Raw genomic sequence first — 13,522 nt, 5'->3', positions numbered from 1 at the left:
TCGCTGGGCGCGATCAGCGGGACACGCGGATCGGCATGATGAGGTACCGGTACCCGGGGATGACCTCGCCATCCTCACCGGCGGGCGAAATCACCGCGGGCTTGAAGGCGTCGACGAACGACAGCACGGCCGTCTGCGAGCCCAGGTTCGCCAGGCCGTCGATGAGGTACTGCGGGTTGAACCCGATGGTCAGCGCGTCACCGGTGAAGGTGGCCTCCATCGCCTCGCTGGCCCGCGCCTCCTCGGAACCGCCGGCCTCCACCACCAGGCCGTCGGCGCTGAAGCTGAGCAGCACCGGGGTGGTCCGCTCGGCGACCAGCGCGACCCGCTTGACCACCTCGATGAGGGTGCTGACCGACACCCGGGCGTCGGCGTTGTGGGTGGCCGGGAAGAGCGAGCGCACCGGCGGGTAGTTGGCACCGTCGAGCAGCCGGCTGGTGGTGCGCCGGGTGCCGCCAGCGAGGCCGACCATGCCCTCGCCCGCGGCGCCCTGGGCGAGGGCGAGGGTGACCTCGCCGCCCAGCGGGCCGAGCGCCTTGGCGGTGTCGTTCAGGGTGCGGGCCGGCACCAGGGCGTTGATGCTCACCTCGGGGTCGTCCGGCCGCCACTGGATCTCACGCAGTGCCAGTCGATAGCGGTCGGTGGCGAGCATCGACAGGGTGCTGCCGGCGAGCTCGACGCGGACGCCGGTCATCATCGGCAGCGTCTCGTCGCGGCCGGCGGCGATGGCCACCTGGGCGACCGCGGTAGCGAACGCCGCGGCGTCGACCGTGCCGGCGCTCTGCGGCATCTCGGGCAGCGCGGGATAGTCCTCCACCGGCATGGTGGGCAGGGTGAACCGGGCACTGCCGCAGACCAACTCGAGGTGGGCGCCGACCGCGGCGATGTCCACCGGCTTGGCCGGCAGCGCCTTGGTGATCTCGGCGAGCAGGCGGCCGGAGACGAGCGCGGCGCCGTCGGCGTCACCCTGCACCTCGACGGTGACCTGGCTGGAGACCTCGTAGTCGAACCCGGAGACCCGCAGGTTGCCGTCGGTGACGCGGAGCATCACCCCTGCGAGCACCGGTACGGATGGCCGGTTGGGCAGGCTCTTCGCGGTCCAGGCCACGGCCTCAGCGAGCGCGTCGCGCTCTACTCGGAACTTCATCAATGCCTCCGCGTCGACGTCAGCGACAACTCTCTCATGCCGACCGCTGCTTACCGTCCCGCCCAACCGTGCGGGTACCCATCGCACCTTAGGGCGCGGGGGCATCGGCTGTGCGCCCGACCCCGTGGTTCGTGTCGGTGCTGACCGGCTGATCCGGCAGCGCTCGGCCCGATCCACAGAAAGCCCAACGGTGATGATTGGTTTTTGTTCTCTTAGAAGAGATAACTCATCGTCTTCATCGCACCTGTGCAAACTGTGGAGAACTCGGGTCTGCGCAGCTCAGACAGGTTATCCACCGGTGATTTAGCTGTGGAGAACCGGGGGTACAACCGCCCTCTGCGTCCACAGGCCGGCCGCGGCGCCTGGTTGTCCACCGTTGTCCACCGGTTGTCCACCGGTAATCCACCGACTTTCTCCCCATGCCTGTGGACCACCAAGAAGATCACCATTGCCGTCATCCCCAGAACCTTCAACAGGTCGTGCACAGGGCGACGGTTGCCGGTGGATAACGTCGGCGTTGTCCCCAGCCATCCACAACGTCGTACACAGGGTTTCTCCACAGCCTGTGGGTAACCGGCGGAGGACGGACCGTAGTTATCCACCGACGGTGGACAACGAGCTGTGGACAACGAGTGAGTATCAAGGCGGACACGGCGTCGATCCTGTGGTCTAGACCATGTCGAGGGTCAAGCCAGAGCACCGCCGGAGACAAAAAGAACGCCCGGCCGGAGATCCGGCCGGGCGTGTCCCGGGGCGCGCGCCGTCGTTTCGGCTGGCGTACCCCTCAGGTGTTCTGTTTGATCCGGTTGGTCAGCTCGGCGATCTGGTTGTAGAGCGAGCGCCGTTCGGCCATCTGCTGGCGGATCTTGCGGTCGGCGTGCATCACCGTGGTGTGGTCCCGGCCCCCGAACGCCTGCCCGATCCGGGGCAGCGACAGCTCGGTCAGCTCGCGACACAGGTACATGGCCACCTGGCGGGCGTTGACCAGTACCCGGGAGCGGGACTGACCGCGCAGGTCCTCCAGGCTCACCCCGAAGTAGTCGGCCGTGGAGACCATGATCTGGTCCGCTGTGATCTCCGGGCCGGCGCCGTCCGGGATGAAGTCCCGCAGCACCTCCTCGGCCAGCGACAGCTCGACGGTCGACCGGGTCAGGCTGGCGAACGCGGTCACCCGGATCAGCGCGCCCTCCAGTTCCCGGATCGAGTTCGACACCCGGGAGGCGATGAACTCCAGCACGTCCGGCGGGGCGTAGAGCCGCTCCTGCGCCGCCTTCTTCTGCAGGATCGCGATCCGGGTCTCCAGATCCGGAGGCTGGATGTCGGCGAGCAGACCCCACTCGAACCTCGTCCGCAGCCGGTCCTCCAGCGTCGCCAACTGCTTGGGCGACCGGTCCGAGGTGATCACGATCTGCTTGTTGGCGTTGTGCAGGGTGTTGAAGGTGTGGAAGAACTCCTCCTGCGTGCGCTCGCGGTTCTCCAGGAACTGGATGTCGTCGATCAGCAGGATGTCGACGTCGCGGTAGCGCCGCTGGAACGCGCTGGTCTTGTCGTCCCGGAGCGAGTTGATGAAGTCGTTGGTGAACTCCTCGGTCGAGACGTACCGCACCGACCGCGCGTTGCCGAGCGTCGTGGCGTAGTGCCCGATGGCGTGCAGCAGGTGCGTCTTGCCCAGCCCGGAGCTGCCGTAGATGAACAGCGGGTTGTACGCCTTCGCCGGCGACTCGGCCACCGCCACGCTCGCCGCGTGGGCGAACCGGTTGGACGAACCGATGACGAACGTCTCGAACATGTACTTCGGATTGAGCCGGTTGCCGCCGGTGTCGGTGCCGGGCAGCCGGCGATCGTCGCGGCCACCCGCTCGGTGATCCACCCCACTGCGGCCCGGGCCACTGTCTGTTCCGCTGTCCCGGGGCAGCGAACGGATCACGTGCTGGTCTCGCGGCGACGCCGCGTCTTCCCGGTAGCGGGGCTCGTAGGGCCGCGTGTCCGGGCCGGGCGAGTCCAGGCGGGCGGTCTGCTCGTCGTAGCCGCGCCGGTCCGGGCCCGACCTGGGCGACCGCTGCGGCTCCACGAACGCGGCGCTGAACAGCGCCTCCTGCCCGTCCCGGCTGGCCGGGATCAGCCCCGACCGGTGCCCGTCGAGGCTCGACGCGGGGGGCGGACCGGCCGGCGCCTGTGGCGGACCCGGCTCGGACGTACGCGCCGGGTGCTGCTGCTCGGGGATGAGCCCCTCGGGATGCGGCCGTCCGGCAGGGTCGTCGTCGAACGGCCCGGCAGGCGAACCCTCGACGTCGACCGGCCCCGGCTCAGGGGCGCTGCGATAGACGGTCCCGGCCGGGCGGCCCGCGGCGTCCTCGGGCACCCGCACGGTGACCGCCACCTGGATCGGCCGGCCGAGCCGGCGGGTGAGCGCCTCGGTGATCGCCGGGCGCAGCCGTGACTCGATCACGTCCCGGGTGAACGCGTCCGGGACGGAGAGCAACGCGGTGTCCTCGACGATCGCCCGCAGCCGGGTCAGTCGGAGGTAGGCACGCTGCTGCGCGGAGATGATCTCGTCGGCGAGCTCGTCGGTCGCCGCTAACCACACCGCGGCAAGGTCGGTCGTACCGGCCACCGTCGTGCCACCCCCTCGCCTCTGCTCCCGGCCGCCGCCGCTGTCTGCCAGCCGGCCGTCCCGGGCCCGCCGCGTGCGCGGGTGGAACATCACCCACCCGGACGGTTGACCAGTGGTCGTCCACAGGTTATCCACAACCTGTGTACCGACCGATAGTGGCCGCCCGCCGGACGCGGGTGGGACCTGCCCCTGCCTGAATGGGCGCTGAAGCGGGTTCACCGTGCCGAACGATTCACTAGCTTGTCCGGTCTTGCCTGCGCGCGACGACCGGAGCATCCGACGCTCACCGCAATCGGGCACGGTAACAGCGTTGTCCCTGCGCCATCAACCGGCGACGCGGCCGGGTCCTTCTCGGCATCAGCGAAAACCGCCCCTTCGGTCCCGGGCGCGTCCCAATGACCACCGGTGCGGGGTGTTTGACGGTCATTGCACCCCTGCGTAGGCTGGAGCGGCCGCAATTTCGCCCTCTGCTAGGGTGATGAGTGCTTGCTGTCCGCGGTCGCATTCCCGCATCGCCGAGGTCCCGCTCCGCCGGGCAGCACCGATCGGGGGCCACCGTCGAGGTGGCCTGGACCACCCCACGACCCCGGCGATTCCGTCGCGCGGGGCGCGTACGAAAACGGAGAGCCTGACGTGAGCAAGCGCACCTACCAGCCGAACAACCGCCGGCGCGCGAAGACCCACGGCTTCCGGCTGCGCATGCGCACCCGTGCCGGCCGTGCCATCCTTTCGAGCCGCCGCGCCAAGGGTCGCACCACCCTGTCGGCCTGAGCCGATCGGGCCGGTCCAGGGGACGTGGGCAGTCGTGCTGGCCGCCGCACAGCGACTGCGGCGCAGTACTGACTTCGCCGCAGCGGTCCGTGGTGGCCGACGCGCCGGACGAGGCGCCGTCGTGGTCCACCTGACCGTGCCGTCGCCCGCTGACCTGACCACACCGACCTCGCCGGAGCCGGCGCGGCATATCGGTACGGAGCAGCCCTCCGTGCCGGCCCGCGCCGGCTTCGTCGTGTCCAAGGCCGTTGGCAACGCGGTGGTCCGCAACCGGGTCCGGCGCCGACTGCGAGCGCTGGTACGGGAGCGGCTGGCCGCCCTGCCCGCCGGCAGCACCCTGGTCGTCCGAGCGCTACCCGCCGCGGCCGAGGCGTCGTACCCCCGACTCACCGCCGACCTGGACGCCGCCATCGCGGTTGCCCGGTCGCCCCGAGAGCGGCGGTCCCGATGAGCGCCGACCCGACCGCCCCGCGCCCGACGTCAACCGGTGCCAGGGTGCTGATTGCGCCCATCATCGCGTACCGTCGGTGGATAAGTCCGGCACTGCCGGCCCGCTGTCGGTTCTACCCGTCGTGCAGTGCGTACGCCCAGGAGGCGGTAGCCCGGCACGGCGCGCTCCGGGGAGCCATGCTGGCGGTGCGGCGTCTGCTGCGCTGCCACCCCTTTCACCCTGGTGGACATGACCCGGTACCGGAACCGGGCGGCCGCCGCCGTGCTGATGTGACTGGAGCCCCGAATTGAGTCTCGACTGGATCTACTACGCGATTTCGTGGATCCTGCTGACCTGGCACTCTGCCTGGGACGCCATTGGGGTACCGGTCGGCGCAGTGATCGGCACCAACTTCGCCTGGATCCTGTCCATCGTCTTCCTGGTGGTCACCGTCCGGGTGATCCTGTTCCCCGTCTTCGTCAAGCAGATCAAGTCGCAGCGGGCGATGCAGGCGTTGCAGCCCAAGGTCAAGGAGCTGCAGGAGAAGCACAAGGGTGACCGGGAGACGCTCCAGAAAGAAATGATGGAGCTCTACAAGAAGGAGAAGGCCAACCCGTTGATGGGCTGCCTTCCGATGTTCCTTCAGATCCCGGTCTTCCTCGGCCTCTTCCACGTGCTGCGTCGGCTCGACCCGGCCAAGCAGAGCAAGGACCTCTACGGCTGGACCGTCAACCAGTTCGAGAGCGCCTCGCAGGCGAAGCTCTTCACCGCCCCGATCGCCGGCAAGTTCGGCTCCACCGCCGACGAGCTGGCCCGCCTCGGCGCCAACGGCACCACCGTCAAGGTCATTGCCGGCATCCTGGTTCTGATCATGATCGGCACCACCTACCTGACCAGCCGTCAGATGATCCTCAAGACCGGCTGGGCCGAAGACCCGCAGCAGCGGATGATCCAGCGGCTGATGCTCTACGGCATCCCCCTGTCGCTGCTGATCTCCGGCGCGATCTTCCCCATCGGCGTGATCATCTACTGGGTCACCAACAACCTCTTCACTCTTGGTCAGCAGCAGTGGGTGCTGCGCAAGTTCCCGCCGCCGGTGACCGCCAAGAAGACCACCAGCCCCGCTGGCGTCCGCAACCCCGTGCAGCCCGCCAAGTCCGGTGGCCTGTTCGGGCGCGGCAAGTCGGCCCCGCAGGCGCCGGTCAAGGCGACCGCGCCCAAGGTGGCCGCGCCGAAGCCGGGCGCCAAGCCGGTGAACCCGAAGAAGAGCCGCCCCGCCAAGCGGCAGGGCTGACTCGTCCGGGCCGTCGTCGGGCAACCGGCGGCGGCCCGTTCCGCACCGCGCAGCCGCCGTATGGCCGGCGCCGGACGGAACCGACCGCGCGTGACGCGGCCACGGGCGACACTGCCCGTACAGACGTGCCCGTGGGCACCGGCGACCTCCCGCCGGCCCCGGGAAACCAGCGGACCCGACGGTCCGGCCGAGCGAGTACGGAGATGAGACCGTGACCGAGACCAGCATCCCCCACGCCGAACAGTCCCTGGACGAGGAGGAGACCGCGCCGCTCGCGGTGGACGACGACGCCGAGACCGACGAGCCGGAGACCGACGACGACACCGAGGCCACCGCCGGCGGCGGTACGAAGAAGGCGGCAGGCGAGGGCGACCTGTTCCGGCAGAGCGAGATCGCGGCCGACTACGTGGAGGGGCTGCTCGACGTCCTCGACTACGACGGCGACATCGACGAGCTGGTCGCCGGCGGCCGCCCCGTGGTCGAGGTGGTCGGCTCCGGGCTGCAGAACCTGGTTGGTCAGCGCGGGGCCACCCTGGAGGCGCTCCAGGAGCTGACCCGGCTCGCCGTCTTCCGGCAGACCGGGACGCCGAGCCGCCTGCTGCTCGACGTCGGCGGCTACCGGGCGAGTCGCCGCAAGGAGCTCGCCGCGGTCGCCAAGAACGCTGTCGAGAAGGTCAAGGAGTACGGCGAGCCGGTCCGGCTGGAGCCGATGTCCGCGTTCGAGCGCAAGTGCGTGCACGACGTGGTCAACGCCATGTCCGGCGTGGAGAGCGAGTCCGAGGGCGTCGAGCCGAGCCGGCGCATCGTCGTACGGCCGGCGGACTGACCGGGTGACCCACGACGACAACACGGCTGACGCCGTGACCGGCCCGGGCGGCACGCCGCCCGGGCCGTCCGCTGTCCGGCCCGAAACCCCGGACACCGACACCGACACCGCGCGGGACGGCGCGGGTGGCGGCACCCCGTCGCCGGCCGACGCGGCGCTGCCGCCCGACCTGGCTTCGGCCGCCGTGACCCTCTTCGGCGATCGACTCGACGTGGCCGCCGCGTACGCCGAGCTGCTGGCCACCGACGGGGTGCTCCGAGGGCTGATCGGCCCCCGGGAGGCGCCCCGGATTTGGGACCGGCACCTGCTCAACTGCGCCGCGGTCGCCGAGCGGATCCCGACCGACGCGACCGTGCTCGACGTCGGCTCCGGTGCCGGTCTACCCGGTCTGGTCCTGGCCATCGCGCGCCCCGACCTGACGGTCACCCTGATTGAGCCGCTCGCCCGGCGGACGTCGTTCCTGATCGAGGTTGTCGAGCGACTCGGCCTGACCCGGACGGTGCGGGTGTTCCGGGGGCGGGCCGACGAGGCGGCCACCGGATCGAGCGGCCGGGAGCCGATCAGCGGGGACGTGGTGACCTCCCGCGCCGTCGCGCCACTGGGCCGGCTGGCGGCGTGGAGCCTGCCACTGGCGGTGCGCGGCGGGCGGCTGCTGGCGCTCAAGGGGTCATCCGCCGCAACGGAGATCGAGGAGCACGCCGACGTCGTGGCACGGCTCGGCGGTGGGGAACCGGCCCTGCACCTCTGCGGCGTCGGGGTGATCGACCCACCCACCACCGTGGTGGAGGTCGTCCGTGAACGGATGATCGGTCCCCGTCCGGCCACCAACAAGCGATCCCGGACCGGACGCCCCCGCCGCCGCTGACGCTTCGCGCCATCGGGCGTCCGGCCGGTGGGTTTCCTCGTTGTACCGGTACGGATGGACGAGGGGATGAGAACCCGACGTGGACCGGCCGCGCCCGTCCGCCGTAGGCTGATCGCGCGTCGATAGTGTGGAGCGGGCGGCGGCGTCGAAGGTCTCCGACCGCTCCCGAGGGGCCGTACGCTCCGGAGTGCGAGCGCGGGTGCGGCCAAGTTGACCGGGGCGCGGACCGACCATCCGAAGCGGGCAGGGATGACAGGTGCATGACGACGGCAGGTACGACGATCCACGCGTGACCGGGTCAACCAGCGACTCTGTTTCACGTGAAACCGACTACCCAAGCTGGTCGCCCGGCGCGCCCGGGTCGTCGCCTCGGCCGGCGGACAGCGATCCGCTGGTGTTGCGCGACGACCCCGCTGGGCAGGCGGCCGGACGGGAAACCCCGGATCCGACCGCTGTTCGTCGGGCACCGGACGGGTCGGCCCGTCCGGCCAACTCCGCAGAGGTGCGGTCGACCTCGGGTCGGCGGAACACGGCCGCGGCGGTCCGCTTCGAACCGGCCGTTCCGCAACAGCCCACCGCGGCGGGAGCCCGGGACGCCACGCCAGTGGTCGACGACGTGCCGATCGCGTCGGCCGACTCGCTGGCCGCAGTGGCGGCCGACCCCACGTACGTTTCACGTGAAACCCCGACGCGCGAAGAGGATGACCCACCGTTGGCTATGGAGGCGATGCGCGCCGTGCAGATCCTGAATCCCAGTGGCGAGGTGACCATGCCTCGACCGGACCGGACCCGGGTCATGTGCGTCGCTAACCAGAAGGGCGGCGTGGGCAAGACCACGACCACCGTCAACCTTGCGGTGGCGCTCGCCCTGCACGGCAACCGGGTGCTCGTGGTGGACCTCGACCCACAGGGGAACGCGTCGACTGGGCTCAACGTCCCGCACCACACCGGCATCCCGGACGTCTACGACTGCCTGATCAACAGCATGCCGCTGTCCGAGGCGGCGCAGGCGGTCGAGGGCATCCCCAACCTCTGGTGCGTACCCGCGACGATCGACCTGGCCGGCGCGGAGATCGAACTGGTGTCGGTGGTGGCGCGGGAGTCGCGCCTCGACCGGGCCATCGCCGCCTACCCGGGGCAGTTCGACTACGTCTTCATCGACTGCCCGCCCTCGCTCGGCCTGCTCACGGTCAACGCCCTGGTCGCCGCGCAGGAGGTGCTGATCCCGATCCAGTGCGAGTACTACGCGCTGGAGGGGCTCAACCAGCTGATCAACAACATCAACCTGGTGCGGCAACACCTCAACCCCAAGCTCGATGTCTCCACCATCCTGCTGACCATGTACGACCGCCGTACCCGCCTCGCGGACGCGGTCGAGCAGGACGTCCGGAACCACTTCGGCGACAAGGTTCTCCAGGCGGTCATCCCCCGTAACGTCCGGGTGTCCGAGGCACCCAGCTACGGCCAGTCGGTGATGACCTACGATCCCGGTTCGCGGGGCGCCACGAGTTACTTCGAGGCCGCCCAGGAGATCGCCGAGCGGGGCGTCAAGGAGCCGGTGGGCCGGAATGCGTAGTGCGGACGAATCGCTGGGAGGCGTGGCATGAAGAACCGTCCTCGGGGCGGTCTGGGTCGAGGCCTTGGGGCGCTCATCCCGACCGGGCCGCCGTCGGGTGCTGCCGGCACCGTGACGGCCGATCCGGAGAACGGGCATGTGGACGATGTAACGGTCGCTGACGTACCGGTGGCGACGCCCACCGGCACCGCGGCGCAGCCGGAGTCGACGCTCAGCCCGGTGCCGGGAGCCCGGTTCGCCGAGATCCCGGTCGACGCGATCGTGCCGAACCCGAAGCAGCCCCGCCAGGTCTTCGACGAGGACGCGCTGGAGGAGCTGAAGACCTCGATCCAGGAGGTCGGCTTCCTCCAGCCCATCGTCGTCCGGCAGCTCGACGACGAGAAGTACGAGCTGGTGATGGGCGAGCGGCGGTGGCGAGCCGCTCAGGCCGTGGGGCGGGAGAACATCCCGGCGATCGTCCGGGACACCCGGGATGACGCCATGCTCCGCGACGCCCTGCTGGAGAACATCCACCGGGCCAACCTGAACCCGTTGGAAGAGGCCGCCGCGTACCAGCAGCTGCTGGAGGAGTTCGGCGCCACCCACGAGGAGTTGGCCCGCCGGATCGGTCGGAGCCGACCGCAGATCTCCAACACCATTCGGCTGCTGAACCTGCCAGCGCAGGTGCAGCGCCGGGTGGCCGCCGGGATCCTGTCCGCGGGCCACGCCCGCGCCCTGCTGAGCCTCGACGAGGCGGAGGCACAGGAGCAGTTGGCGCTGCGGATCGTGGCCGAGGGCCTCTCGGTCCGGGCGACCGAGGAAATCGTGGCCCTGGCGCTGAACGACGGACCGGCGAAGGGCCAGGCCGCGAAGCGGCGCCAGAAGCCGCACGCGCCCGCCCTGACCGACCTCGCCGACCGGCTGTCGGACCGGTTCGACACCCGGGTGAAGGTGGACATCGGCCGGAGCAAGGGAAAGATCACGATCGAGTTCGCGACGGTGGACGACCTGGAGCGGATCGTCGGGATCATCGGAGTGGAACAGGAGGAGGCCGGGGACTGATCGCCCCGCCTTCTGCGGCCGCGCTTCCCCTCGGGATGCGCGGCCGTTCTGCATCCGGGCCCGTTGGTTTCACGTGAAACGGGTGTGGTCCCGTCGGGCGACCTCGGCGGGCTGCCGACCTCCGCCACCACGCGTCGCGGCCGCCGGACGGCCCGCCATCTCCGTTGGCCGCCCGCTGGGGTGTTCCGAGCCTCCGTTTCACGTGAAACCGTCGACTGCGTCCGGGCCGTCGTGGCAGGCGGCGGAGGGTGCCTTGCGCGCCGCTCAGCGGGCCGCTGCCGCCTTGGACGCCGAGTCTGGTGGTCTTGGTGGGCCGAACCGCCCAGCGGGCCTGATCGTCGCTGTGGCTGTCGACCTGTCCTCTGCAGTAGCCGCCGTGGTGCTGTCACCTCCTCGCGGTCGGCCCCGACGTGCCCAGCGCCGCGCCCGCTTGCCTTACCCGCTTGCCTTACCCGCTTGCCTCACCCGCGTGCTTCGCGTGCCGGCCCTTCGCGTGCCGGCCCTTCGCGCGCCGGCCCTTCGCGCGCCGGCCCTTCGCGCCTCGTGCCCACGTGCGGCCATTCAGTGGGCCGTGCTGGAACCGGCGGGGCTGTGCTGACCGGGCGGGTCGTGCCGGAACCGGCGGGCCCGCCGGCCGCCTTGCCGCCCATGCGTCGCTTGTCTCCGCGACTCGCCCACGCGTCGCTCGGTCTCTAGGACTCCATCTCTGCGACCAGCTTTGCGCCTCTGACTCGGCGCGTCGGTACCCCGCCGGCTGAGCTCCGCTGCGCCTGAGGGTCACACCGACACGTCCCGCCAGCGCGCGCGCTCAGCGCCCGCCATTCTCCGCCGGGTCGCGCCGACGGCTTGCCGGTTCGCGCCGCCCGCCCGCTCGCGCCTCTTGGAACCTTCCGCCCCGCCCGGTACCTCCGCGTCTTCCGCAAGGCGCCGCCTGAGCCCAAGCCCGCGTGTCCGTCCGAGGCCGTGGCGTTCGGGAAGGGCAGCGCGCATCGATCAGGCAAGTCGAGGTGCGAGACGACCAGAGGCCCGTGACAGGTCCGAGGCCCGTGACGGCCCGAGGTTTGTGACGGTCCGAGGCCCGTGACAGGTCCGAGGCCCGCGACAGCCCGAGGCCCGCGACAGCCCGAGGCCCGCGACGGCCCGAGGACTGCGCCCGAGGACCCCGACCGTTCGAGGTCGCAAGACTCGCCCAGCAACGGCACCCCCGTTGTCCTTCCGCGCCCGCTCGTTCGCCCCACGTCCGCCGCGCCAGGCCAAGATCCGCGCAACTTCAGGGATGTTGTGGCCTCCACCTCTCGCGATGCCACAACATCCCTGAAGTTGTGGCCAGTGCCGACCGGCGAGCGGGAGCAGGGCGGGGCAGACCCGAACAGGCGCGAGCCTCACCGGCGAACCCGTTCCCTGTTGGCGAGCGGACACCGGAGCAAGCTCATCACGACCTGCCGCCAGAGCCACCCCGGCGCCGAGCGTGTCCCCACGGCCGGGCGCCAGCGGCTCCGCCTCATTCCAGGTCGCCGTAGACCAAGCCTTCTCCGGCACCCCGCCAACGTCGCCGATCCGGGTCGGTTGCCGTGCGGTTCCAACTCGCCATCGGCTCTCGGGCATCCGACCCGACGCCGACGTCGGCGAAGTCACTCGCCAGCACCTCCGAGCGGTTTTCGGGCAACGACTGACGGGCCGAAAAGTTATCCACACCGGTTGTCCACAGGCACACCCCGTTTCACGTGAAACACCGCGTGAAAGCGGGTGCCAGCCTGTGGATGACGGCCTGTGTTGAGGATCTCGGCAGCCTGTGGATATCGCCGGATCGTGGCGGCCGTGCCCCGTACGTCGATCGACGATGAACACTGATCCGGGTGGCCCAGACCGATCAAACAGGTGGGGACAGCGGTGCCAGACTCGGTTAGGGTCAGCGTCGTGCACGACACCCCTCCCTCAGTCCCGGACTTCACCCAGTGGCCCTCGTTCCCCTTCGAGGGTGACCTCCGCGTGAAGCAGCTCGACGATCCGGTCCCGGTCGAACCGCCACGCAAGGGCGAGGGCCTCCGGGAATGCACCGCCTGCAATGCGCCCGACGACGCCTACATCTGGGTGGGAGAGCGGTGGCGCGTACGTGCCATGGACCGTCCCACCGGCCTGCCCATGGTGCTCATCCTGGAATCCCGGACCCACCTCGATCTGGGTGACCTGCCGAACCTGCTCGCCGCCGAGCTGGGCGTGATGACCGTACGTCTGGAGCGGGCCATCCGTTCCCTGGACGGCGTGGCGCGGGTGCATGTCAACCGGTGGGGCGATGGCTCAGCCCACCTGCACATGTGGTTCCTCGCCCGGCCGTACGGCCGACTTCAGCTGCGGGGCACGTTCCTGTCTCTGTGGGACTCGATCCTGCCGCCGATCTCCGAGGCGCAGTGGCGGGAAAATCTGGCGCTCGTCGCCGCCTGGCTCGCTGAGTTCGGTGGGCGGCCGCTCGCTGAGCCGCCCCGCATCCAGTGGCAGGCACCGTCAAGCCTGCTGGCCCAGTCGGCCGCTGCGGACGCCGCCGCAGCCGAGGCGGAGGCCGTTTCGGTCATCGAGGCGGCAGAGGAGATCCCCGAGCCGGCGCCCGGATCCACCCCGCACACCGATCCTGCAGACGGCGGCACGGACGCTGAGACTGGTCCCGCAGCCGCGCCCACGGCCGGCATCGTCCCGACACCCGCGGCCGCAGCCCCGGCTGCCATGCCGGCCGCGGATTCAGTGCTCGACTCCGGGGACGACGCCGCCAAACCGGCCTCGACTGACTCCGGCCCGTCGGACGACACCGCAAACCCGACCGCCCCCGACAGCCGCACCGTTACGGCAGCGGCAGTCGACACCCCGCCCGCCACTCCGGCGGCCAATATCCGTTCCACTGACGGCCGTAGCGCACCAAAGGACGTGCGCACCACCCGCTGATCGTCGGCCTGGCCAGGAGGTTGG

11 protein-coding genes are annotated in these 13,522 nt (G+C 70.5%); 9 read left to right on the top strand and 2 right to left on the bottom strand.

All coding sequences use genetic code 11. The features are described from left to right. Nucleotides 1-13: 13 nt before the first annotated feature. Together dnaN and dnaA are read right to left on the bottom strand one after the other, a co-directional pair. Nucleotides 14-1,147, bottom strand: a complete 1,134-nt coding sequence (gene dnaN, locus OG470_RS07305; RefSeq protein ID WP_328422019.1) for a DNA polymerase III subunit beta — start codon at nucleotides 1,145-1,147, stop codon at nucleotides 14-16. Nucleotides 1,148-1,931: 784 nt separating this feature from the next. Then, nucleotides 1,932-3,761: a chromosomal replication initiator protein DnaA gene (dnaA, locus tag OG470_RS07300; protein WP_328422017.1), complete on the bottom strand. Its 1,830-nt coding sequence runs from the start codon at nucleotides 3,759-3,761 to the stop codon at nucleotides 1,932-1,934. Nucleotides 3,762-4,394: 633 nt separating this feature from the next. Here dnaA and rpmH point away from each other — a divergent pair. The 9 genes from rpmH to OG470_RS07255 all read left to right on the top strand — a co-directional run bounded on the left by rpmH (nucleotide 4,395) and on the right by OG470_RS07255 (nucleotide 13,498). After that, nucleotides 4,395-4,532 (top strand): 50S ribosomal protein L34, encoded by a 138-nt coding sequence (gene rpmH, locus OG470_RS07295; protein ID WP_007453904.1) that lies wholly within the window; start codon nucleotides 4,395-4,397, stop codon nucleotides 4,530-4,532. Between the two features lie 34 nt (nucleotides 4,533-4,566). Further along, nucleotides 4,567-4,983, top strand: coding sequence for a ribonuclease P protein component (gene rnpA, locus OG470_RS07290; protein WP_328422015.1), 417 nt, complete (start codon nucleotides 4,567-4,569; stop codon nucleotides 4,981-4,983). Beyond that, on the top strand, nucleotides 4,980-5,273 hold the full coding sequence (gene yidD / locus OG470_RS07285; protein ID WP_328422013.1) for a membrane protein insertion efficiency factor YidD: 294 nt from the start codon (nucleotides 4,980-4,982) through the stop codon (nucleotides 5,271-5,273). The genes rnpA and yidD overlap by 4 nt, the downstream gene beginning before the upstream one ends. Then, a complete protein-coding gene (gene yidC, locus OG470_RS07280) occupies nucleotides 5,270-6,256 on the top strand; it encodes a membrane protein insertase YidC (protein WP_328422011.1) in 987 nt (328 codons plus the stop codon). The genes yidD and yidC overlap by 4 nt, the downstream gene beginning before the upstream one ends. Nucleotides 6,257-6,467: 211 nt before the next feature. Then, nucleotides 6,468-7,082 carry a Jag family protein gene (locus OG470_RS07275; protein WP_328422009.1) on the top strand — a complete coding sequence of 205 codons (615 nt, stop codon included), beginning with the start codon at nucleotides 6,468-6,470 and terminating at the stop codon, nucleotides 7,080-7,082. Between the two features lie 4 nt (nucleotides 7,083-7,086). Next, the gene (gene rsmG / locus OG470_RS07270; protein WP_442931060.1) at nucleotides 7,087-7,947 is read left to right on the top strand and encodes a 16S rRNA (guanine(527)-N(7))-methyltransferase RsmG; all 861 of its coding nucleotides are present in this window, start codon (nucleotides 7,087-7,089) and stop codon (nucleotides 7,945-7,947) included. Between the two features lie 604 nt (nucleotides 7,948-8,551). Then, a complete protein-coding gene (locus tag OG470_RS07265; RefSeq protein WP_442931182.1) occupies nucleotides 8,552-9,523 on the top strand; it encodes an AAA family ATPase in 972 nt (323 codons plus the stop codon). Nucleotides 9,524-9,550: 27 nt separating this feature from the next. Beyond that, the gene (locus OG470_RS07260) at nucleotides 9,551-10,564 is read left to right on the top strand and encodes a ParB/RepB/Spo0J family partition protein (protein WP_328422006.1); all 1,014 of its coding nucleotides are present in this window, start codon (nucleotides 9,551-9,553) and stop codon (nucleotides 10,562-10,564) included. Between the two features lie 1,917 nt (nucleotides 10,565-12,481). After that, nucleotides 12,482-13,498 carry a hypothetical protein gene (locus tag OG470_RS07255; protein ID WP_328422004.1) on the top strand — a complete coding sequence of 339 codons (1,017 nt, stop codon included), beginning with the start codon at nucleotides 12,482-12,484 and terminating at the stop codon, nucleotides 13,496-13,498. The last annotated feature ends 24 nt before the right edge of the window (nucleotides 13,499-13,522 follow it).

Source organism: Micromonospora sp. NBC_00389 (assembly GCF_036059255.1).
Lineage (GTDB): Bacteria > Actinomycetota > Actinomycetes > Mycobacteriales > Micromonosporaceae > Micromonospora.
The sequence above is the reverse complement of the archived record's forward strand: the minus strand, read 5'-3'. Positions and strand labels throughout refer to the sequence as shown.

Excerpts from the sequence above, each read along its gene's own strand:
- yidD (WP_328422013.1), top strand. The coding sequence starts at position 4,980 with ATGAGCGCCGACCCGACCGCCCCGCGCCCGACGTCAACCGGTGCCAGG.
- OG470_RS07260 (WP_328422006.1), top strand. The coding sequence starts at position 9,551 with ATGAAGAACCGTCCTCGGGGCGGTCTGGGTCGAGGCCTTGGGGCGCTC.
- dnaN (WP_328422019.1), bottom strand. The coding sequence starts at position 1,147 with ATGAAGTTCCGAGTAGAGCGCGACGCGCTCGCTGAGGCCGTGGCCTGG.